Origin of the sequence: Achromobacter xylosoxidans, assembly GCF_001457475.1 — a bacterium.
GTDB classification, from domain to species: Bacteria; Pseudomonadota; Gammaproteobacteria; order Burkholderiales; family Burkholderiaceae_B; genus Achromobacter; species Achromobacter xylosoxidans.
Map to the genome: position 1 here is coordinate 2,059,274 of NZ_LN831029.1, position 22,509 is coordinate 2,081,782.

The 22,509-nt window shown below is 67.8% G+C and carries 15 protein-coding genes; 11 read left to right on the top strand and 4 right to left on the bottom strand.

What is annotated here, in order from left to right; translation table 11 throughout:
- The first annotated feature begins 150 nt into the window (after positions 1-150).
- Positions 151-876: a phosphate signaling complex protein PhoU gene (gene phoU / locus AT699_RS09345; RefSeq protein WP_006384047.1), complete on the top strand. Its 726-nt coding sequence runs from the start codon at positions 151-153 to the stop codon at positions 874-876.
- Between the two features lie 242 nt (positions 877-1,118).
- On the opposite strand, the gene AT699_RS09350 is transcribed toward phoU, so the two are convergent.
- The 3 genes from AT699_RS09350 to argA form a co-directional block, all read right to left on the bottom strand.
- Positions 1,119-3,071: a phosphocholine-specific phospholipase C gene (locus tag AT699_RS09350; protein WP_024068306.1), complete on the bottom strand. Its 1,953-nt coding sequence runs from the start codon at positions 3,069-3,071 to the stop codon at positions 1,119-1,121.
- Between the two features lie 135 nt (positions 3,072-3,206).
- Complete coding sequence (locus AT699_RS09355; RefSeq protein ID WP_006384045.1) at positions 3,207-3,479, bottom strand: oxidative damage protection protein; 273 nt, start codon at positions 3,477-3,479, stop codon at positions 3,207-3,209.
- A gap of 118 nt (positions 3,480-3,597) precedes the next feature.
- Complete coding sequence (gene argA / locus AT699_RS09360) at positions 3,598-4,956, bottom strand: amino-acid N-acetyltransferase (RefSeq protein WP_006384044.1); 1,359 nt, start codon at positions 4,954-4,956, stop codon at positions 3,598-3,600.
- A gap of 136 nt (positions 4,957-5,092) precedes the next feature.
- On the opposite strand from argA, the gene hrpA reads away from it, so the two are divergent.
- The 3 genes from hrpA to AT699_RS09375 all read left to right on the top strand — a co-directional run bounded on the left by hrpA (position 5,093) and on the right by AT699_RS09375 (position 12,242).
- Entirely contained in the window at positions 5,093-9,034 is a 3,942-nt protein-coding gene (hrpA, locus tag AT699_RS09365) for an ATP-dependent RNA helicase HrpA (protein WP_024068307.1), read from the top strand.
- Between the two features lie 170 nt (positions 9,035-9,204).
- On the top strand, positions 9,205-10,938 hold the full coding sequence (locus AT699_RS09370; protein WP_006384042.1) for an ABC transporter permease: 1,734 nt from the start codon (positions 9,205-9,207) through the stop codon (positions 10,936-10,938).
- Positions 10,939-10,946: 8 nt separating this feature from the next.
- Positions 10,947-12,242 carry an ABC transporter ATP-binding protein gene (locus AT699_RS09375; RefSeq protein WP_006384041.1) on the top strand — a complete coding sequence of 432 codons (1,296 nt, stop codon included), beginning with the start codon at positions 10,947-10,949 and terminating at the stop codon, positions 12,240-12,242.
- Positions 12,243-12,314: 72 nt separating this feature from the next.
- Here the strand turns inward: AT699_RS09375 and lpxO are convergent, their stop codons facing one another.
- Positions 12,315-13,214 carry a lipid A hydroxylase LpxO gene (gene lpxO / locus AT699_RS09380; protein WP_020924404.1) on the bottom strand — a complete coding sequence of 300 codons (900 nt, stop codon included), beginning with the start codon at positions 13,212-13,214 and terminating at the stop codon, positions 12,315-12,317.
- A 129-nt stretch (positions 13,215-13,343) separates the two neighbouring features.
- Here lpxO and dnaE point away from each other — a divergent pair, with 129 nt between their 5' ends.
- The 7 genes from dnaE to AT699_RS09415 are packed head-to-tail and all read left to right on the top strand — an operon-like array spanning position 13,344 to position 22,501.
- Positions 13,344-16,835 carry a DNA polymerase III subunit alpha gene (gene dnaE / locus AT699_RS09385; RefSeq protein WP_006384039.1) on the top strand — a complete coding sequence of 1,164 codons (3,492 nt, stop codon included), beginning with the start codon at positions 13,344-13,346 and terminating at the stop codon, positions 16,833-16,835.
- The gene (locus tag AT699_RS09390) at positions 16,835-17,926 is read left to right on the top strand and encodes a glycosyltransferase family 4 protein (protein ID WP_006384038.1); all 1,092 of its coding nucleotides are present in this window, start codon (positions 16,835-16,837) and stop codon (positions 17,924-17,926) included. Before dnaE ends, AT699_RS09390 begins: the two co-directional genes overlap by 1 nt.
- Positions 17,923-18,771 (top strand): polysaccharide deacetylase family protein, encoded by an 849-nt coding sequence (locus AT699_RS09395; RefSeq protein WP_024068308.1) that lies wholly within the window; start codon positions 17,923-17,925, stop codon positions 18,769-18,771. Before AT699_RS09390 ends, AT699_RS09395 begins: the two co-directional genes overlap by 4 nt.
- A complete protein-coding gene (locus tag AT699_RS09400) occupies positions 18,768-19,523 on the top strand; it encodes a glycosyltransferase family 2 protein (RefSeq protein ID WP_006384036.1) in 756 nt (251 codons plus the stop codon). The genes AT699_RS09395 and AT699_RS09400 overlap by 4 nt, the downstream gene beginning before the upstream one ends.
- Complete coding sequence (locus AT699_RS09405; protein ID WP_006384035.1) at positions 19,520-20,635, top strand: glycosyltransferase family 4 protein; 1,116 nt, start codon at positions 19,520-19,522, stop codon at positions 20,633-20,635. Before AT699_RS09400 ends, AT699_RS09405 begins: the two co-directional genes overlap by 4 nt.
- Before the next feature lie 17 nt (positions 20,636-20,652).
- On the top strand, positions 20,653-21,378 hold the full coding sequence (locus AT699_RS09410; RefSeq protein ID WP_006384034.1) for a polysaccharide deacetylase family protein: 726 nt from the start codon (positions 20,653-20,655) through the stop codon (positions 21,376-21,378).
- Positions 21,353-22,501 (top strand): glycosyltransferase family 4 protein, encoded by a 1,149-nt coding sequence (locus AT699_RS09415; protein ID WP_024068309.1) that lies wholly within the window; start codon positions 21,353-21,355, stop codon positions 22,499-22,501. Before AT699_RS09410 ends, AT699_RS09415 begins: the two co-directional genes overlap by 26 nt.
- Positions 22,502-22,509 lie beyond the last annotated feature (8 nt).

Genomic DNA, 22,509 nt, shown 5'->3' on the forward strand with positions numbered 1-22,509 from the left:
TGGGCATGGCCGGCCGCCCTTGCGGGCGGTCCGGCCGCGATTCATAATCCTGTCACACTTGGGTCATAACCTTGCGGGTTGTGCAGGCCCACACACGAAACGCTTTCTTATCGGGGCAATGCAATGAGATCAACCACGCAGGGAGCCCGGATGACGGAGCATACAAACAAGCAGTTCGACGCTGACCTGGAAAGCGTCCGTTCGCAATTCTTGCAAATGGGCGGCGTGGTCGAAGCCATGATCCAGGAGGCCATCGATGCGCTGGCCAGCGGCGATCTGACGCTGGTTGAGAAAGTGCGCGAGCGCGAGAAAGAAGTCAATCGCCACGAAGTGGAGATCGACGAAAGCATCAGCCGCATCCTCGCCCGCCACCAGCCCACCGCGATCGACCTGCGCATGCTGATGGCCGTGTCCAAGATGCTGACGGACATGGAGCGCTCCGGCGACGAGGCCGAGAAGGTGGCCACCGTGGCCCGCCGCATCCACGAGTCCGAAGTCCGCCACATCCCGGTGATCGAACTGCGCCACATGGCCGCCAACGTGCGCACCATGCTGCACCAGGCGCTGGACGCCTTCGCCCGCCTCGACCCCATCCTGGCCGCTGCCGTGGTGCGCAGCGACAAGGAAGTGGACAAGGAATGGAAGGGCGCGTTGCGCCACCTGATCACCTACATGATCGAAGACCCGCGCACCATCTCGCGCGCCATCGACATGATCTTCATCGCCCGCGCCCTCGAACGCATCGGCGACCATGCCAAGAACATGTCCGAGCGCGTGATCTACATGGTCAAGGGCGCGGACGTGCGCCACACCGGCGTCAAGAACACCGAGCGCCTGGCGCGCGGCGAAGAGGATACTCCCGGGCAGGACGACTGATCGCCGCGGCGGCCGCGCCGCCCGTCCTGCCGGAAAAAGCCCCCACGCTCCGCCGCTCGCGGGTCGCTGCCCCCGAGGGGGCGTTTTTGCCTTGGGGCGGCCCGGCGGCAAAAAAAAGCCCCGCACGCTCGCCGCTGCGCGGGTCGCTGCCCCCCGAGGGGGCGTTTTTGCCTTGGGGCGGCCCGGCGGCAAAAAACCCCAGGCGCCACGGCGCGCTGGGGTTTTTTTACGTGTCCGGCTGCCTACAGCGGCAACTCGGCGCCCTGGCACAGGCGCGGGTCCGGTACGCCCGACTTGCCGGCGTTGATGCGCCCGGCCAGCCGCCGGCCGAAGGCCGGCAGGCCCTGGGCGCTGACGTCCAGGTCGTACCAGCCTTCGCAACCGGCGTATTTCAGTTCCAGCGCGCCGCCGGCCTGCACATGGGCCATGGCGCGCCAACCGTCGCCCATGCGTGATTCGATCTGCACCGGCAGGTGGGTGTCGCCGTGGTTGATGAGGCGCAGGCGAATGCCGGAGGTCACCGGCACCAGCTGCGTTTCCAACAGGCCGGCATCCCGGGTGTCGCCGCGGAACCTGCGGTGGAAGCCGTCCGGACCCAGCAGCCACAGGTCATAGGCGCCTTCGGCGTCGAGACGCCAGCCGTCATCCAGCCGCGCGCCGGCACCGACGGTATAGCGGCGCGGGGCGCGCTCCAGCGCCCGGCGGTCGTAGACGTGCAGCACCGCGCCCGCCGTGCCCGGGTTGCGGAAGGTCAGGCGGTAGTGTTCGCCGTCGGCGGTCATGCGGCCCACGGCCTCCAGGGCATAGGGCAGGGCGCAGGTGTGGCGCGCGCTGTCGGCGTGCAGCGTGGCGCGGTCGCCAGCGAAGTCGAAGGCCGAGGTCAGGTCGCCGGCCACGGCGCGACGCCAGGCGCTGATGTTGGGCTCGGCCACGCCGAAGCGGGCCTCCAGGAAGCGGATCACAGAGGTGTGGTCGAACACTTGCGAATTGACCCAGCCGCCGCGGCTCCACGGCGACACCACCAGCATCGGCACGCGCGGCCCCATGCCGAAGCCGCGGCCATGCAGGGCGGCGGGGTCGTCCGGGGTGGCGGCGCTGGGGCCGTGGCGGGTGTCGTGGTATTCGCCATCCAGCTCCACCGTCGACAAGCCGCCCGAGCGGCCGTCGGTCTCGCGCGTGGGCGGCGCGGGCGGTGGCATATGGTCGAAAAAGCAATCGTTCTCGTCGTAGGTGACGAGGAGTACACAGCCGCTCCAGACGGCGGGGTTGCGCGTCAGGATCTCGAGCACGCGTTCGGTGTAGGCGCCGCCCTGGCGCGGCGACGAGACCTCGGGATGTTCGGAGTCGGCGGCGGGAGCGATGATCCAGGAGACCTGCGGCAGCGTACCCTGTTCCACGTCATGCGCCAGGTCGTCCAGGGTGTGGGTGGACAGGCCCCGGTCGCGCAGCGGCGCGTCGGCGCCGCCGGCCTCGTGCTGGCGCCGGTACTGGCGGAAGCCGGCGAGCGGGTTGTCGTGGAAGTTGTCCGCCATGTCCTGGTAGATGCGCCAGTCGATGCCGGCGGCCTGCAGGCGTTCAGGATAGGTGGTCCACCCGTAGCCCTGGTCGGCCGGGCCGAGCCGGTCGAAGGTGTTGACCAACGCCGGTCCGCCAGCGCGTCCCAGCGGGTCATTGGTGCCGGTCCACAGGAACAGGCGGTTCGGATTGGTGCCGGCCTGGACCGAGCAGTGGTAGGCATCGCACAGTGTGAAGGCATTGGCCAACGCCGTCTGGAACGGCACTTCGGCGGGGCGGTAGGCGCCCATGCCCAGGCGGCGCTTGGCGGCCAGCCATTGGTCCATGCGGCCGTCGTTCCAGGCGCGCTGGGCGTCGTCCCAGGTGTGCGGAGTGATGTAGCCCACGGGCGTGTCGCTGGCGTACTCGCCTTGCAGCGCATAGGGGCGGACTCGCTCGGCGCCGTCGGCTTGTGTCAGGACATCGCCGGCCGGGGTGGGCACCGGATGCGGATCGGCAAAGCCGCGCACGCCGGGCAGGCTGCCGAAATAGTGGTCGAAGGACCGGTTTTCCTGCATCAGGATGACGACGTGCCGCACGTCGTGAAGCGTGCCGTGCTTGCGGTCGGGGGCCACCGCCAGCGCGCGCCGGATGGCCGGGGGCAGGTCGGAGGAAGAGGCGGAACTCGGATCTTCTTTCATGACAGCGTTAATACGGCCAGCAATAATGGAATCTTAAGCCAGCCACGGGCATGGCCGGATCGACCGGCCAGAAGCACGAAGCCCCTCGCGGACGAGGGGCTTCGCAGGAGGGGCCGCGCGCGCGGCGTGGCGCGATCAGGCCGAGGGCGGAACGTAGCCCTGGGCTTCGACGCTGCCGTCCTCGAACAGGAAGCGTTCCATCTGCTGCTGCAGGTACTTGCGGGCGCGGGCGTCGGCCAGGTTCAGGCGGTTTTCATTGACCAGGCGGGTCTGCACCTGCTTCCACTCTTCCCAAGCTTCCTTGGAAATGCTTTGCCAGATGCGGGTGCCGAGTTCGCCGGGGTAGGGTGGAAAATCCAGCCCTTCGGCTTCACGCTTCAATTTCACACAGTTGACGGTACGGGCCATGGTTCGCTGCCGGAAAGAATGGGTAATGCGCCATTTTAGCGGGCTTGGCGCCGGAAGGCCGCCAAGCCCCTGCGGGCACTGCGGTTAGGCCTCGGGGCCAGCCTGGGGCGGGGCCGCGTCACAGCTTCTTGATGAACACCAGGCTGTTGCGCGAGCGGTTGTAGTTGTTCTGCTTTTCGCGCGGCAGGTCGGCGATGCCGCCCTGCACGAAGCCGCGCTTCATGAACCAGTGCGAGGTGCGCGTGGTCAGCACGAACAGCCGCTTGGCGCCGCTGGCGCGGGCGCGCGATTCCATGTGGCGCAGCAGGATCTCGCCCTCGCCGGACCCCTGCCATTCGGGGTGCACGATCAGGCAGGCCATCTCGGCCATGTGATCCTCGGGGAAGTTGTGCAGCGTGGCGCAGCCGTAGATCACGCCGTCGTGCTCGAGCACGGTGAAGTTCTCGACGTCGCGCTCGATCACGCTGCGCGGGCGCGGCACCAGCGTGCCGTCGGCTTCCAGCGGCTCGATCAGGCTGAGGATGGCGCCAACGTCATCGAGCGTGGCCGGGCGCAGGTCGTCCAGCGTGTCCTCCACCACCATGGTGCCGACGCCATCGTGAGTGAAGATCTCCAGCAGCACGCTGCCGTCCAGCGCGAACGGCACCAGGTGGGCGCGGGCCACGCCGCGCTTGACCGCCAGCGACGCGTATTGCAGGTAGGCGCCGGTTTCCTCGTCCAGCGAGCCGCCCGCCAGCAGCGCGTCGGCATCGACGCGGGCCAGTTCGGTGTCGACCGAGCCGTCGTCATTGAGCACGCCCTGGCCGCTGGACAGGAAGATCAGCTTTTCGGCGCGCAGCGCCACGGCCACGCTGGTGGCCAGGTCTTCCATGGCCAGGTTGAAGGCGTCGCCGGTGGGCGAGAAGCCCAGCGGCGACAGCAGCACTACCGACGAACCCTTTTCGATGGCGAACTTGAGCGCGTCGACGTCGATCTTGCGCACCTGGCCGGTGTGCTTGTAGTCCACGCCGTCCAGCACGCCGGTGGGGCGGGCGGTGACGAAGTTGCCCGAAATGACGCGGATGTGCGCGTGCGACATCGGCGTGTTGGGCAGGCCCTGGCTGAAGGCGGCCTCGATGTCCAGGCGGATCTCGCCGGCGGCTTCTTTGGCGCATTCCAGCGCGGCCGCGTCGGTGGGCGCCAGGCCGCGGTCGAACTGTTGGGTGAAGCCCTTCAGGCGCAGCTGTTCGTTGACCTGGGGGCGCGAGCCATGCACCAGCACCAGGCGGATGCCCAGCGACGACAGCAGCGACAGGTCCTGCACCAGCGCGTTCAGCGCCCCGGCCTGCACCAATTCACCGCCAAACGCCACCACGAAGGTCTTGCCTCGGAACGCATGCACGTAGGGCGCGACGTCTCGGAACCATCGGACGAACTGGGCAGGGGCGAATTCGGGGGCTTCAAGGGCGGAGACGGTGTCTGGTTCCAGGTCGGGCATGATGGGTGGGGCGATTCCTGAGAGTGGCAACAACGCGGCCCAGGGGCCGCGTCAACGCGCCGTCATGGGACGGCGTGGCGAAATTATATGACCGGCGGCCGTTTATATAATAGGCAGCTAACCGGACAAATCGTACATGCCAGAATCTTCCCGCCCGCGGCCGCCCGTGCCGGCCGACGGGCCGACCCGGGGCCCCCGCAAGCCGCGTGCCGATGCCGCGGCCCCGGCGGCCCGCCAGGCGCCCCGCCCCGAGCGGCCCATTCCCGCCGTGACCTACCCCGAAGACCTGCCCGTCAGCGCGCGGCGCCAGGAAATCGCGCGCGCCATCGCCGGCCATCAGGTGGTCATCGTCAGCGGCGAGACCGGCTCGGGCAAGACCACCCAATTGCCCAAGATCTGCCTGGAACTGGGCCGCGGCCGCCAGAAGATGATCGGCCACACCCAGCCGCGGCGGCTGGCCGCCACTTCGGTGGCCAAGCGCATCGCCGAGGAACTGAACACGCCGATGGGCGAGGTGGTGGGCTACCAGGTGCGTTTCAACGACCGCACCGGCCCCAATGCGTCGATCAAGCTGATGACCGACGGCATCCTGCTGGCCGAGTCGCAGCGCGACCCGCTCCTGCGCCGCTACGACACCATCATCATCGACGAGGCGCACGAACGCAGCCTGAACATCGACTTCCTGCTGGGCTATCTCAAGCAGCTGCTGCCGCGCCGTCCCGACCTGAAAGTCATCATCACCTCGGCCACCATCGACGCCGAGCGCTTCGCCCGCCATTTCGCCGCGTCCGAGGACAAGCCGGCGCCGGTGATCGAGGTCTCGGGCCGGTTGTATCCGGTCGAGGTGCGCTACCGTCCGGTGCGCGAGGAAGCCGCCGAGGACGAGGCCGCGCCCGCCAGGCCGGGCCGCGACCGCGAGCGCATGTCGGGCGACGAGGAACGCGACCTGATCGACGCCATCGTCGACGCGGTCGACGAATGCGCCCGCCACGGCCCCGGCGACGTGCTGGTGTTCCTGCCGGGCGAGCGCGAGATCCGCGAATCGGCCGAAGCGCTGCGCAAGCGCCACCCGGCCGGCACCGAGGTACTGCCGCTGTACGCGCGCCTGTCGCAGGCCGAGCAGGAACAGATCTTCCATCCGCGCGGCAACGCGCGCCGCATCGTGCTGGCCACCAACGTGGCGGAAACCTCGCTGACGGTGCCCGGCATCCGCTTCGTGGTCGACAGCGGCCTGGCGCGCGTCAAGCGCTATTCCTGGCGCAACAAGGTCGAGCAGCTGCGCATCGAGCCGGTCAGCCGCGCCTCGGCCAACCAGCGCGCCGGCCGTTGCGGCCGGGTCGGCCCGGGCCTTTGCATCCGGCTCTTTGATGAAGCCGACTTCAACGCCCGCGCCGCCTTCACCGACCCCGAGGTGCTGCGTTCCTCGCTGGCGTCCGTGATCCTGCGGATGAAGTCGCTCAAGCTGGACGACATCGAGCAGTTCCCGTTCGTCGAGGCCCCGCCCGGGCGCGCGGTGGCCGACGGCTACCACCTGCTGCAGGAACTGGGCGCGATCGAACTGGCGGCCGCCGATGATGGCGACGACGCCAGCCGCACCGGCGCCTCGTTCGTCCTGACCCAGACCGGCCACGAATTGGCCAAGCTGCCGGTGGACCCGCGCATCGGCCGCATGATCCTGGCCGCGCGCGAGCACCAGTGCCTGGCCGAGATGCTGATCATCGCTTCGGCGCTGTCGGTGCAGGACGCGCGCGACCGGCCCATGCAGGAACGCGAGGCGGCCGAAGCCGCGCACGCCAAGTTCGCCGACGACAAGTCCGAATTCATCTCCTTCCTCAAGCTGTGGCGCTGGTACGGCGAGCAGGTGCAGCACAAGGCCTCGCAGCGCAAGCTGGTGGGCCTGCTGCGGCAGAACTTCCTGTCGCCCATCCGGCTGCGCGAATGGCACGACGTCCACACCCAGCTGGCCGCCCTGGTGGGCGAGCAGGGCTGGCGCGTCAACCAGGTCGAGGCCACCTACGAACAGCTGCACATGGCGCTGCTGTCGGGCCTGTTGGGCAACATCGGCTTCAAGAGCGACGAGGGCGGTCACTACCAGGGCGCCCGCGAGATCCGCTTCCACATCCATCCGGGCTCGCGCCTGGTGAAGAAGGCCGGCCGCTGGATCGTCGCCGCCGAGCTGGTCGAGACCACCCGCCTGTATGCGCGCTGCGTGGCGCGCATCGATCCGGTCTGGCTGGAAAAGGTCGGCGCCCATTTGATCCGCAAGAACTGGTCGGACCCGCGCTGGGAAAAGAAGGCCGGCCAGGTGGTGGCCAACGAACGCGCCACGCTCTATGGCCTGACCATCTACAGCGGCCGTCGCATCCAGTACGGCCGGGTCCATCCGCGCGAGGCGCGCGAACTGTTCATCCGCCAGGCGCTGGTGCCGGGCGAGATCGACACGCGCCTGGCCTTCGTGGCCCACAACCGCAAGCTGATCGCCGGCATCGAGAAACTTGAGCATCAGACCCGTCGCCCCGACATCCTGGTCGATGACGAGCTGATCTACGCCTTCTATGACCGCCAGCTGCCGGCCGACATCTCGCAGACCGCGACGCTTGAAAAGTGGGTCAACGGCCTCGACAAGGCCGAAGCCGCCAAGCTGCTGCTGACGCGCGACGAACTGATGCGGCACGAGGCCGCCGGCGTCACCACCGACGTCTTCCCCAAGAAGGTGGAGTGGCAGGGCGTGTCGATGGCGCTCGATTACCACTTCGAGCCTGGCTCGCCGCGCGACGGCGTGACGCTGGCGGTGCCGCTGTTCGCCCTGAACCAGATCGATCCGGCGCGCTGCGAATGGCTGGTGCCCGGCATGCTCAAGGAGAAGGTGCACCTGCTGCTCAAGTCGCTGCCGCAGAAGCTGCGCCGCCACTGCGTGCCGCTGCCCGACTACGCCGCCGGCTTCTACGACCGCTGGTTCGAGCGCCTGGGCGACCCGCAGACCGGCCTGGTGGACGCCCTGATCGCCGACATGTGGGACCAGGTGCAGGTGCGCCCGGCCGCCGCCGACTTCAAGCTCGAGACGCTGCCGGCGCACCTGTTCATGAACTTCCGCGTGGTCGACGAGCACGGCCGCATGCTGGCCGCCGGCCGCAACCTGGCGCAGTTGCGCGCCGAGTTCGGCAAGCAGGCCCAGGCCACCTTCCAGCAGTTGGCCGCCAGCGACACCCAGGTGGCGCAGGCGCTGGCGCACGAGAACCTGACCGCCTGGACCTTCGGCCCGCTGCCGGAGATCATGGAGATCAAGCGCCGCGGCCAGTCGGTCATCGGTTACCCGGCGCTGGTCGACCGCGGCGCGCATTGCGACCTGGACGTGTTCGACGACCCGGACGAGGCCCGCAAGGCGCACCGCGCCGGCCTGCTCAAGCTGTTCCGGCTGGGCCTGCGCGAGCAGGTCAAGTTCCTGGAAAAGAACCTGGCCGACCTGACCAGGATCAGCATGCTCTACATGACGCTGGGCACGCAGGAAGAACTGCGCGACCAGATCATCGACTGCGCCTTGGGCCAGGCCTGCCTGGCCGAGCCCTGGCCGGTCAACGAGCAGCAGTTCGAGGCGCGCCGGGCCGAGGGCAAGGGCCGGCTGGGCCTGCTGGCGCAGGAAGTGGCGCGCCTGGCGGGCACGATCCTGACCGAATACGCGACCCTGCAGCGCAAGCTGCCGCAGGCCAAGCCGCACGCCGCGGCCTATGCCGACCTGCAGCAGCAGCTGGGGGCGCTGATGCCCAAGTGGTTCATCCGCGACACTCCTTACCCCCAGCTGTCGCATTTCCCGCGCTACCTGAAGGCGGCGGTGGCGCGCATCGACAAGCTGCGCGCCGATCCGGGCCGCGATGCCAAGCTGGTGGCCGAGATGGCCCCGCTCGTGACCCAGTACCAGCGGGCCCGCTCGGCCCTGAAGGGGGCGCCCGACCCGCGCCTGGACGAGTTCCGCTGGTTGCTGGAGGAGCTGCGGGTAGCCCTGTTCGCGCAGGAATTGCGCACGCCGATGCCGGTGTCGGTCAAGCGCCTGATGAAAAGCTGGGAATCCCTGCAGCGCTGATCTTGCTGGTTCAGGCGAGGCCGGCGCGGCCCCGTCAACCGAGGAATACGGGGCGGCGCGAGCCGTCCCGTATTACCGCCAGATTTCAGTCGTTTTCTGTTCAGTGACGCGTCATCTGGTTATGCTTCAATGCGCGGGCCTTCACCCCCGCTCCCTGGAGCATTGCCGACATGTTCGAGCTCTTCAGCACCCGGACGCGCCCGTCCGCGTCGTCCCGCTCCTCGCCCAATCGCTGGGACTGGGCGCTCCTGCCCCTGGTGCTGGGGGTGCTGGCCGCCATGGCCTATGGCGCCTCGCAGATGAGCCGCCCCTTCGCCGTCGGCGAAGAACTGCCGATCTCGCTGGATCCGATCTACCTGCCGTACTACCTGCTGCGCACCATCCTGCGGATGTTCACGGCGCTGGCCTTTTCGCTGCTGTTCAGCTTCGTCTTCGCGGCCATCGCGGCCAAGTTCCGCACCGCCGAAAAAGCCATGATCCCGATGCTGGACATCCTGCAATCGGTGCCCATCCTGGGTTTCCAGGCCATCGCCATCGCGCCCTTCATCGCGCTGTTTCCCGGCAACCTGCTGGGCGTGGAGTGCGCGGCGATCTTCGCCATCTTCACCTCGCAGGCCTGGAACATGGCGTTCAGTCTGTACCAGTCGATGCGCACCGTGCCGGCCGAGCTGAACGAGGCCGCGCGGGTGTTCCGGCTGTCCGGCTGGCAGCGTTTCTGGCGCCTGGAGCTGCCGTACGCCACCCCGGGCCTGTTGTGGAACATGATGATGTCCATGTCCGGCGGCTGGTTCTTCCTGGTGGCGGCCGAGGCCATCTCGGTGGCCGGGCAGGACATCAAGCTGCCCGGCATCGGTTCGTACATCGCGGTGGCCATCGACGCCGAAAACGGCCGCGCCATCGCCTGGGCCATCGGCGCCATGATGGCCGGCATCCTGCTCTACGACCAGTTGTTCTTCCGCCCGCTGCTGGCCTGGGCCGACAAGTTCCGCTTCGAGGAATCGCAGGCCGACGTGGCGCAACAGTCCTGGTTGCTGGACTGGACCCGCCGCAGCCGCTGGATGCAGGCCCTGTCGAACATGTTCTGGGCGCGGATGCGGCGCGCGCTGGGCTGGTTCAGCGTGCCCTACGACGGCACCTCGATCCGCGCCCGCGCCAAGGCGCCGGACCCGCGCTGGACCCGCATCTGGGATTCGCTGCTGGCCGCGGCCGCGCTGCTGGCGACCTACAAGCTGGTCGTGTTCGTGCACCAGGAAGTGGGCTGGGGCGAGGTGCTGCACGTGGTCGGCCTGGGCGGCATCACCCTGGCGCGGGTGATGGTGCTGATCGGACTTGCGTCGCTGATCTGGGTGCCGATCGCGGTCTGGATCGGCCTGCGGCCCCGGTATTCGCAACGGGTGCAGGCGGTGGCGCAGTTCCTGGCGGCGTTCCCGGTCAACCTGCTGTTTCCGGCCGTGGTGTTTGTGATGGTGGCGTTCAAGCTCAATCCGAACATCTGGCTCAGCCCGCTGATCATCTTCGGCACCCAGTGGTACATCCTGTTCAACGTGGTGGCGGGCGCCTCGACCATTCCCAATGAATTGCGCCTGGCGGCCGGCAACCTGGGCCTGAAGGGCTGGCTGCTGTGGCGCCGGGTCTACCTGCCGGCGGTGTTTCCCAGTTTCATCACCGGCGCCATCACCGCCAGCGGCGGCTCCTGGAACGCCAGCATCGTGGCCGAGTACGTGTCCTGGGGCAATACCTCGCTGGTGGCCGACGGCCTGGGCAGTTACATCAAGCAGATGACCGAGCAGGGCGATTTCCACCGCATCGCGCTCGGCATTGGCGTCATGAGCATTTTCGTCATGCTGCTGAACCGGTTTTTCTGGCGCAAACTGTATTTGCTGGCCGAAGACCGCGGCCGGTAGGAGTCTCCATGCCTTCCAATTTCCTGATTGAACTGCACGATGTCGGCAAATCGTTCCGCGCCGCGGATGGCACTGCCCGGCACGTGCTGGAACACGTGGACTTCACGCTGCGCGAAGGCGAGATCGTGGCCCTGCTGGGCAAGTCCGGTTCGGGCAAGTCGACCCTGCTGCGCATCATGGCGGGGCTGGTCAACGCCGACCAGGGCACCGTCACCTACCGCGGCCAGCCGGTGTACGGCCCCGCGGCAGGCATCGCCATGGTGTTCCAGTCCTTCGCGCTGTTCCCCTGGCTGACCGCGCAGCAGAACGTCGAGCTGGGCCTGGAGGCCCAGGGCGTGGCGCCGGCCGAGCGCGCCAGGCGCGCCGATGCGGTGCTCGACCTGATGGGCCTGGGCGGGTTCGGCGGCGCCTTGCCGCGCGAACTGTCCGGCGGCATGCGCCAGCGCGTCGGCATCGCCCGCGCCCTGGTCATGAATCCCGACGTGCTGCTAATGGACGAAGCCTTCTCGGCCCTCGACGTGCTGACCGGCGAAACGCTGCGCGACGACATGCTCGAACTATGGGACGAGAGCCGCATCTCGACCAAGGGCATCCTGATCGTGTCCCACAACATCGAGGAAGCGGTCATGATGGCCGACCGCATCATCGTGTTCTCCAGCGACCCCGGCCGCATCCGCAGCCAGGTGCAGATCGGCCTGCCGCGGCCGCGCAACGCCGATTCGCCGCAGGTGCGGGCGCTGATCGACGAGGTCTACGCGCTGATGACGCAGCGCCCGGCGCACGACATGCCGACGCCGCGCCAGCAGGGCCTGGGCTACCGCTTTCCGCATACCGAGGTCGAGCGCATGGAAGGCGTGCTCGACGTGCTGGCCGAGGCGCCGTTCAATGGCCGCGCCGACCTGCCCAAGCTGGCCGAGGAAGCCGAGATATCCGACGACGACCTGCTGCCGGCCTGCGAAGCGCTGGGCTTGTTCGGGCTGGCCCAGATCGACAAGGGCGACATCTACCTGACGCCGCTGGGCCAGCGCTACGTTCAGGCCGACCAGGACCAGAAGCAGGCCATCTTCGGCCGCCAGCTGCTGGCCCACGTGCCGCTGGCCGCGCACATCCGCCACAGCCTGGAACAGGAACCCGCCGGCGAGCTGCCGGAAAGGAACTTCCTGGATTCGCTGGAGGAATTCCTCAAGCCCGACGAAGCCGAGCGCGTGCTGAAGATCGCGGTGGAGTGGGGCCGCTATGGCGAGATCTATGGCTACGACTACCACACCGGCCTGTTGAGCTTGCCGGAGCGCGCCGCGGGGTAGGGTGGGGGAGCGGCGGGCCGGACGGCCCGCCGTGGTGGCGTGATGACCGCGCGATCCGCGCGGTCGGCCCGATCACAGGGCGATGAAGCCCGCGATCACCAGGATGATCAGGCCGTACTTGGTGGCCTTGTAGACGTTGCGGTTCCAGGCCTTGAAGGCCTTGCGCTTCTGGTCGATGACCCAGTGCGCATGGGTCAGCTTGTTGATGGCGCCGGTCTGGTCGCCGCCGTCGTTGGGCGAGCTGGCTGCCGACATCACCACGCGGCCGAACCAGCGGTTGAAGGCCTCGGCCCAGCCCCACTTGAGCGGCCGCTCGACGTCGCAGAACAGGATGATGCGGTTCTGGTCGGTGTGGTTGTAGGCCTCGTGCACGTAGGTCTCGTCGAACACCACGCTTTCGCCGTCGCGCCAGCTGTAGGATTCGCCGTCGACGATGATGTGGCAGCGGTCGTCGTTGGGCGTGGTCAGCCCCAGGTGGTAGCGCAGCGAGCCGGCGAACGGGTCGCGGTGGGCGTTGAGCTTGCCGCCCGGCGGCAGCTCGGCGAACATCGCCGCCTTGACCTTGGGCAGCGTCTTCAGGATGGCCACCGTCTTGGGGCACAGTTCCTCGGCCGAGGGGTGGCGGGCGTCATACCACTTCAGGTAGAAGCGCTTCCAGCCGTACTTGAAGAAGGAATTGAAGCCGATGTCGTTGTGGCTGTCGGCCGCCTTGATGCGGCGCAGCTCGGCCATCTGCAGGGCTTCGTCGCGGATCGTTTCCCAGTTGTCGTCCAGCACCTTGAGTTCGGCGATCTCGCTGGTGGTCAGGTAAGGGGTGGACGGCACGCGCGAGGTCAGCACCATGAAGGCGTTGACCGGCGCCAGCAGCACCGAGTGATCCAGCAGTTGCCGGCCCAGCGGCAGCTTGACGCGGCCACGGAAGTGCGCGAACAGGATGGCGGCAAGCCAGATCCCGGGTATCAGCCATTTCATACGTAAATCTCGTCCTGCGGCGGGTGAGTCAGGTGCAATCGCCTATTGTTACACAGCGTCGCCGAACAGGCCGTGGAGGAATCGTCCGCAGGGCGGTTTTAGGCCCTCCGACTAGGTACAATTCCTCCTATGTCCGAAGCCGTAACAACTCCGTCCCCTTTTGTTCACCTGCGCGTCCATTCCGAGTTTTCGGTGGTGGATGGCATCGTGCGCATTCCCGACCTCATCAAGCGTGTCGCCAAGCTGGGCCAGCCGGCAGTCGCGCTGACCGATCTGTCGAACCTGTTCGGCCTGATCAAGTTCTACAAGGGCGCGCGCGGCGCGGGCATCAAGCCCATCGCCGGCTGTGACGTCTGGCTGAGCAACGACGACGATCCCGCCAAGCCGTTCCGCGTGTTGCTGCTGGTGCGCAACCACCAGGGCTACCTGAACCTGTGCGAACTGCTGTCGCGCGCGTTCCTGACCAACCAGGGCAAGGGCCGGGCCGAGATCCGCCGTGAATGGCTGCAGGGCCAGGACGGCCTGATCGTGCTGTCGGGTGGCCGCGGCGGCGACGTCGGCCAGGCGCTGGACGCCGGCAACGCGGTGTCGGCGCTGGCCTTGGCGCGCCAGTGGGCGCATATGTTCCCGGGCAGCTACTACATCGAGCTGCAACGTGCCGGCATGGACGGCGACGAGGCCTACACCCAGGCCGCCATGCGCCTGGCGGCCGAGGCCGGCCTGCCGGTGGTGGCCACGCACCCGGTGCAGTTCCTGGACGAATACGAATTCCAGGCGCACGAGGCGCGCGTCTGCATCGCCGAAGGCGAGATCCTGGCCAACCCGCGCCGCGTGCGCCGCTTCAGCAAGGAACAGTACCTGCTCAGTTCCGAGGAAATGGCGCGTCGCTTTGCCGACGTGCCCTCGGCGCTGGCCAATACGGTCGAGATCGCCAAGCGCTGCAACCTCAGCCTGGTGCTGGGCAAGCCGCGCCTGCCCAACTTCCCCACGCCCGACGGTGTGTCGCTGGACGACTACCTGGTGCAGCTGTCCGAAGAGGGCCTGGAAAAGCGCATGGCCTTCCTGTTCCCGGATGAAGCCGAGCGCGCGTCCAAGCGCGAGCAGTACTACGAACGCCTGCGCTGGGAATGCAAGACCATCATCCAGATGGGCTTCCCGGGCTACTTCCTGATCGTGCAGGACTTCATCAACTGGGGCAAGAACAACGGCGTGCCGGTCGGCCCGGGCCGGGGTTCGGGCGCCGGTTCGCTGGTGGCGTACGCGCTCGGCATCACCGACCTGGATCCGATCCGCTACGACTTGCTGTTCGAGCGCTTCCTGAATCCCGAGCGGGTCTCGATGCCCGACTTCGATATCGACTTCTGCCAGGACAACCGCGAACGCGTCATCGACTACGTCAAGGAAAAATACGGTCGCGCCGCCGTGAGCCAGATCGCCACCTTCGGCACGCTGGGCGCCAAGGCCGTGGTGCGCGACGCCGGCCGGGTGCTGGACATGCCCTACATGTTCTGCGACGGCCTGTCCAAGCTGATCCCGTTCAACCCGATGGACCCCTGGACGCTCGAGCGCACCCTGAAGGACGAACCGGCCTTCAAGGACCGCTACGAGCAGGAAGAGGAAGTGCGCGCGCTGGTCGACCTGGCCAAGCCGCTCGAAGGCCTGACGCGCAACATCGGCATGCACGCCGGCGGCGTGCTGATCGCGCCCGGCAAGCTCACCGACTTCTGCCCGCTGTATTGCCAGCCGGGGCAGGAGAACAGCGCGGTGTCGCAGTTCGACAAGGACGACGTCGAAGCCGCCGGCCTGGTCAAGTTCGACTTCCTGGGCCTGCGCAACCTGACCATCCTGGACTGGGCCGTGCGCTACGTGCGCCAGTTCAACGAGGACAAGCGCGACTTCGACGTCATGGCGCTCAGCCTCGACGATCCGGCCGCCTACAAGATCCTGTGCGACGCCAACACCACCGCGGTGTTCCAGCTGGAATCGCGCGGCATGAAGGAGCTGCTCAAGAAGCTGCGGCCCAACACCTTCGAAGACATCATCGCCATGCTGGCCCTGTACCGTCCGGGGCCGCTGGAATCGGGCATGGTGGACGACTTCGTCAACCGCAAGCACGGCCGCGCCGCGGTGGACTACTTCCACAACGATCTGGAGAGCACGCTCAAGAGCACCTACGGGGTCATCGTCTACCAGGAACAGGTGATGCTGATCTCGCAGATCATCGGCGGCTACTCGCTGGGCGGCGCCGACCTGCTGCGCCGCGCCATGGGCAAGAAAAAGCCCGAGGAAATGGCCAAGCACCGCGAGCTGTTCGAGAAGGGCGCCAAGGAAAAGGGCCACGACCCCGACCTCGCGGTCAAGCTGTTCGACCTGATGGAGAAGTTCGCGGGCTACGGCTTCAACAAGTCGCACTCGGCCGCGTACGCGCTGATCTCCTACCAGACCGCCTGGCTCAAGGCCTACCACCCGACCGAGTTCCTGGCCGCCACCATGTCCTCCGACATGGACGACACCGACAAGGTCCAGATCTTCTGCCGCGACGCCCAGGACAACGGCGTCGAGGTGCTGCCGCCCGACGTCAATTTCTCGGGCTACCGCTTCGAACCCGTGGCTGACAAGCACACCGAAAAGGGCAAGCCGCCGCGCACCATGCGCTACGGCCTGGGGGCGGTCAAGGGCACGGGGCAGGGCGCGGTCGAGGACATCCTGCGCGCCCGCAAGGAAGGCGGCCCGTTCCAGAACCTGTTCGACTTCTGTCGCCGCGTCAGCAAGCACGCGGTCAACCGCCGCACCATCGAGGCCCTGATCAAGGCCGGCGCCTTCGACACCATCGAACCCAATCGCGCCGCCATGCTGGCCTCGGTGCCCACCGCCATGGAAGCGGCCGAGCAGGCCGCGCGCAGCGCCAACCAGTCCTCGCTGTTCGGCGACGACAGCAGCGACGTGGTGGCCGGCGAACTGGCCAAGGTCGCGCCGTGGGACCTGCACAAGAAGCTGACCGAGGAAAAATCGGCGCTGGGCTACTACTACAGCGGCCACCTGTTCGACGCCTGGCGCGACGAAGTGCGCCAGATCGTGCCGATGCAGCTGGCGCGGGTCGAGCCGCAGCGCGACCTGCAATGGATGTGCGGGGTGCTGGCCAGCGTGCGCGTCATGATGACCCGTCGCGGCAAGATGGTGTTCGCGGTGCTGGACGACGGCACCGCGCAGGTCGAGATCTCGGTGTTCAACGAGCTCTACGAAAAGCACCGCAACCGCCTGCGCGAAGACCAACTGGTCATTGTCCAGGGCAAGGTCAGCAACGACGACTACTCGGGCGGCATGCGCATCGTCGCCGAGCAGCTCTACGACCTGCAACTGGCGCGCGAGGCGCGCGCCAAGTCGCTGCGCGTCAAGCTCAACGGCGGCGCGGACGCCGCGCGCCTGCGCCAGATGCTCAACCCGTTCCGCGCCGAGCCCGAGAACGGCATCCCCGGCGTGCCGGTGGACATCGTCTACACCAAGAACAATTTCCTGTGCACGGTGCGGCTGGGCGAGGAATGGCGGGTCCGCATGGCCGATACCCTGCTCGAAAACCTGAATGCCTGGACCAAGCCCAACGGCGTGGAGGTCACCTACTGATGCGTATCGTCCATTCGGAAGCCGCCACCAGTTTCGGTGGCCAGGAAGGCCGGATCTTCAAGGAAATGAACGCCATGCGCGCGCGTGGCCATCACCTCGAAGCCATCTGTCAGCCCACCGCCCTGCTGGCCGAGCGCCTGTCGGATGCCGGGTTCACGGTACACACGCTGGAAATGGACGGTCCCGTCAATTACGTCAAGGGCGTCATCGCCATCCGCCGCATCCTGCGCGAAGGGCGTTTCGACGTGCTCAATACCCACAGCCGGCGCGATACGGTGATCGCCGCGGCGGCCGGCCGGCTGGCGGGCACGCCGCTGATCGTCCGCACCCGCCACTTGTCCAACAAGGTCGGTTCGCTGTGGTCATACACGCGCCTGCCGCACCGCGTCACCACCGTCAGCGACCATGTGCGCGAGCATCTGATCGAGCGCGGCGTGCCGGCCGACCACGTCGCCACGGTCTATTCGCCCATCGTGTTGCCGCCGCCGGTCGAGCATTCCACGCTGCGCGAGGAACTCGGCCTGGCGGCCGATGACGTGGTGGTCGGCTGTGTGGCCGTGATGCGCGCCACCAAGGGCCACAAGGACCTGATCGACGCCATCGCGCCGCTGATGGCCGCCCGTCCCAAGCTGCACCTGGTATTCGTGGGCGGGGGATCGCCGGTGTTCGAGCAGACCCAGGCCTACGTGGCCGAACGCGGCCTGGCCGATCGCATCCACCTGATGGGGATGCGGCGCGACGTGCCCAACCTGTTGGCCGGCTGTGATCTGTTCGCGCTGGCGACCCAGCAGGAAGCGTCCGGCACCGTCTACGTCGAGGCCCAGGCCAGCGGCCTGCCGGTCATCGGCACCGATGTCGGCGGGGTTTCCGAGATGTTCCGCGACGGCGAAACCGGCATCCTGGTGCCGCCGAAGGATCCGGCCGCGCTGACCGCCGCGCTCGAAAGACTGGTCGATGACGCCGCGCTGCGCCACCGCATGGGCGAGGCGGGCCGCAAGATGGTCTGGGAAGAAGGCGTGTTCTCGCCCGCCCGCCTGGCCGAAACCACCGAAGCCGTCTACACCCGCTGGCTGGCGGAGCGGCGCGGATGAACGCGCCCAACGTCCCGGTGTTGATGTATCACCACGTCACGCCGGCCGGCGGCATGATCGCCGCCACCCCCGAGGTTTTCGAGGCGCAGATCGCGCGCCTGGCGCGGGCCGGCTACCAGTCGCTGTCGACCGACCAGTTCGCCGCCTACCTGGCCGGCGCGCCGGCGCCCGAGCGGTCGGTGCTGATCACGTTCGACGACGGCTATCTCAACAACTGGGTCCATGCCCATCCGGTGCTGGCGCGCCACGGCATGCGCGCCGTGCTGTTCACCATTACCGGCTGGATCGGCGACGGGCCGGCGCGCCCGCACGCGGGGCAGGGCCTGCCGTTGCCCGCCACGCCCGACCACGACGCCTGCAAGAAGCTGATCGCGGCCGGGCGCGGCGACGAGGCCATGCTGCGTTGGAGCGAAATCGAGGCGATGCGCGCCGCCGGCACTTTCGAGTTTCATTCGCATACCCACACCCACACGCGCTGGGACAAGGTCTGCGGCGCCGACACCGAGGCCAAGCGGGCCCATATCGCGCGGGAACTGTCCGATTCGCGCGAGACGCTGATCCAGCGCCTGGGGCAGGCCAGTGATCATCTTTGCTGGCCGCAGGGCTATTTCGACGCCGACTACGTGGCGGCCGCCAGGCAGGCGGGCTTTCTCCACTTGTACACTACCGACCCTTTCGGCCAGAACACGCCTGGCGCCGACCCCGGCCACATCTACCGCTTCGCGGTGCGCAACCAGGGTGGTACCTGGTTGAACCGGCGGCTCTGGCTGTCGCGCGATCCCTTCTGGGGGCCGCGCTATCACGCCTGGAAAGCCTGGAAAAAGCGTCTTAGGAATCGCGGATGAAGTTATCAGTCATAGTCATCACCAAGAACGAGGCGGCCAACATCGCCGAATGCCTCAAGTCGGTTGCTTTCGCCGACGAGTTCATCGTCGTGGATTCGGGCAGCACCGACGGCACGGTGGAGCTGGCCAGGGCCCTGGGGGCGCGGGTCGAAGTGACCTCCGACTGGCCCGGCTTCGGTCCGCAGAAGAACCGCGCGCTGGACCTGGCCACCGGTGACTGGGTGTTGTCGATCGACGCCGACGAGCGTGTCACGCCGGAGCTGGCGCGCGAGATCCAGGACACCCTGGCCGCGCCGCGCGCCGACACCTACGAGATCGCCCGCCTGTCGAATTTCTGCGGCCGCGACATCCGCCACAGCGGCTGGTGGCCCGACTACGTGCTGCGCCTGTTCAAGCGCGGCGCCGCGCGCTTCAATGACGCCGCCGTGCACGAGCGCGTGGTGCCGGCCAATGGCCAGCCGCCGCTGCAGCTCAAGGGCTACTTCCATCATTACCCGTACGACAACCTGGACGCGCTGGTCACCAAGATCAACCGCTACTCGTCGGACGCCGCCGCCATGATGTACGCCAAGGGGCGCCGCACTTCCGTGTTCGGCGCGCTGGGCCACAGCTTCTGGACTTTCGTGCGCATCTACCTGATCCGGCGCGGCTTCCTCGACGGCCGCCACGGCCTGGTGCTGGCGGTGACCGCGGCGGCGGGCAGTTTCTTCCGTTACTCGAAGCTGATGTTCCTGGCCGAGAAGAACAAGTGAAGATTCTCTACACCAATTTCCACGCCGGCAACGGCGGTGGACACGTCACCTACATCATCAACCTGTGCCGCGCCCTGGCCGCCGAGCACCAGATCACGGTCGCCGCGCCCGCCAGCAGCCGCCTGTACCGCTACGCCAAGGCGATCCCGGGCGTCACGGTCGCGGACATGCGCTACACCACGCGGCCCTCGTCCTGGTTCAAGGACCGCGCGCGGCTGCGCCGCCTGATCAAGGACGGCGGCTTCGACATCATCCATGCCAACGGCTCGGCCGATCACAAGCAGGTGATGCTGGCCACACTGGCGATGGCGCGCCGCCCGCGCATCGTGTTCACCAAGCACAACGACCATCCGCTCACCAGTTTCGGCCACAAGCTGCGGGTGGCGCTGGCCACCGACCACAGCATCGCGGTCAGCGACTACATCCACGGCCTGCTGTCCGATTCACCGTACCGCAAGCGTCCCATCACCACCATCCGCCACGGCATCGACACTCAGTTCTTCGCGCCGCCGGCGCCCGAGAGCGTCGATAAGCTGCGCGAACTCTTTTTCGGCCCGCAATGGCGCGGCAAGCTGCTGCTGGGCAGCGCCGGCGGCACCGACTACGACAAGGGCTGGCTCGACCTGGTGGCCGCGGTGGCGGCCTTGCCGCCGGGCGACAAGGAGCGGGTGCTGCTGCTCGTGGCCGGCGATCCGCCGTCCGAAGCCAAGCTGGATCGGGTGCGCGAATTGGGCATGACCGATCAGCTGCGTTTTCCCGGCCTGCTCGACGACGTGCGGGCGGCCCTGGCCGCGTGCGACGCCGGTTTCGTGCTGTCGTACCGCGAGGCGTTGTCGTTCGCCTGCCGCGAGATCATGGGCCTGGGCCTGCCTGCCCTGGTCACCAACGTCGGCGGCCTGCCCGAGAACGTGAATGACGGCGTCGACGGCTGGATCGTGCCGGTGCGCGACGTGGCCGCCATGACGGCGCGCCTGCGCATCATGCTGGACGATCCCGGCCAGGTCCGCGCCATGGGCGCGAACGCCCGCGAAACCGCGGTGCGCGACTTCAACCTGGCGCGTTTCGCGCAAGCCACGGTCGACGTCTACCAGCGTACGTTGGGCGGACACTGAGCCTTATAATCCGCGCTATGTCTATCCCAATTCTCATGTACCACCAGATCGGCGAGCCCAATCCCAAGGGCACGCCGTTTCGCGGCCTGACGGTGCACCCGGACGATTTCGCGCGCCAGATGCGCTGGATGCGCTTCCTGGGTTATCGCGGCCTGTCGATGCGCGACATCATGCCGTACGTGCGCGGCGAGCGCCACGGCAAGGTATTCGGCCTGACCTTCGACGACGGCTACCGCAACGTGGTCCAGAATGCGATGCCGGTGCTGGACAAGCTCGGCTTCACGGCCACCAACTACCTGGTGGCCAACCAGTTCGACGGCGGCAATGTCTGGGACGCCAAGATCGGCATTCCCTTTTCGCCCCTGATGACCGTCGACGAGATGCGCCAGTGGGCCGCCTCCGGCCACGAGGTCGGCTCGCACACCCTGGATCACGTCCACCTGCCCGAAATGACGCCCGAAGAGGCGCGCCGCCAGATGGTCGAATCCAAGGACGTGCTGGAGCAGGCTCTCGGCGCGCCGGTCACCGCCTTCTGCTATCCCTACGGCGACCATGGCCCGGAACACCTGGTCATGGCGCGCGAGGCGGGCTACGACAACGCCACGTTGACCAAGCGCGGCCTGGCGCGCGCCAGCGACGATCCCTTCGGCCTGCCGCGAGTGACCGTGTCGCGATCGACCGGCATCTTCCGTTTCCTGCAGAAATGCCTGACGCGCTATGAAGACACCCGCGGGCGCCGCTGAGCGGCGGCTGCGCATCGCACTGCTGGTCGACCGCTTCGGCAACCGCTTCGGCGGCGCCGAGGCCTACGGCGTCGAACTCATGCGCGTGCTGGGCCAGCGCCACGATATTTCCGTGGTGGCGCGCGACTTCGACAGCGATCTGCCGTTTCCCTTCCACCCGGTGCGCTTTCCCGGCTGGCTGCCCAGCTGGATGCGGGTGCTGTATTTCGCCTGGAAGGCCGATCGCCTGACCCGTGGCCGCTATGACATCGTCCATTCGCACATGAACGGCTGGGCCGGCGAAATCCAGGTCATGCACGTCACGCCGGTACGCTACAACCGCCTGACCCGGGCCAAGCCGCTCAAGCGTGTACTCGCCTGGCTCAGCCCGCGGCTGGCCACGTATCTGTTGCTCGAGAAATCCCGGGTGCGCCGCGCGCCCGCCCGTCGGGTAGTGGCGGTGTCCGGCCTGATCATGGACCAGTTGCACCGCAGCTACGGTCCGCAGTTGCCGGTCGAGATCATCGCGCCCGGCGTCAAGCTGCCCGCGCCAGAAGCGGCGGACTCGCGCGCCGCCACGCGCGCCTCGCTGGGCTGGGAGGCGGACACGATCGGCTGCCTGCTGGTGGCTCGCAACCCGCTGCGCAAGGGGCTGCCCGCGCTGCTGGACGCGCTGGCGCTGCTGCCCGCGCCGTACCGCCTGCTGGTGGTGGGAGCCGACGCCGCGACCCGCGAACGGGTGCGCGCGGCCGGCGCGGTGGCCAATCGCGTCACGCTGGTCGATCCCACGCCCGATGTCGCCAGGTACTTTGCCGCGGCCGACATCTACGCCCATCCGACGCTCAACGACAGCTACGCCATGGCGCCGCTGGAAGCCATGTCGCATGGCTTGCCGGTCGTGGTCAGTTCCCCCGCCTACTGCGGATTCGCGCAATACCTGTCGGCCGGCAAGGATGCCCTCATCCTGCAGGATCCGCGCGATGGCGCGCAGCTGGCGCAGGCCCTGCAGCGCCTGGGCGACGAACCCGAACTGCGCGCGGCGCTATCCGAGCGCGGCCTGGCGATCGCGCGCGACCAGAGCTGGGAGACCGTGGCGTCGCGCTATGAAGACCTGTACCACGGGGTGCTGGCCGAGCGCGGCTGAGACGCGGC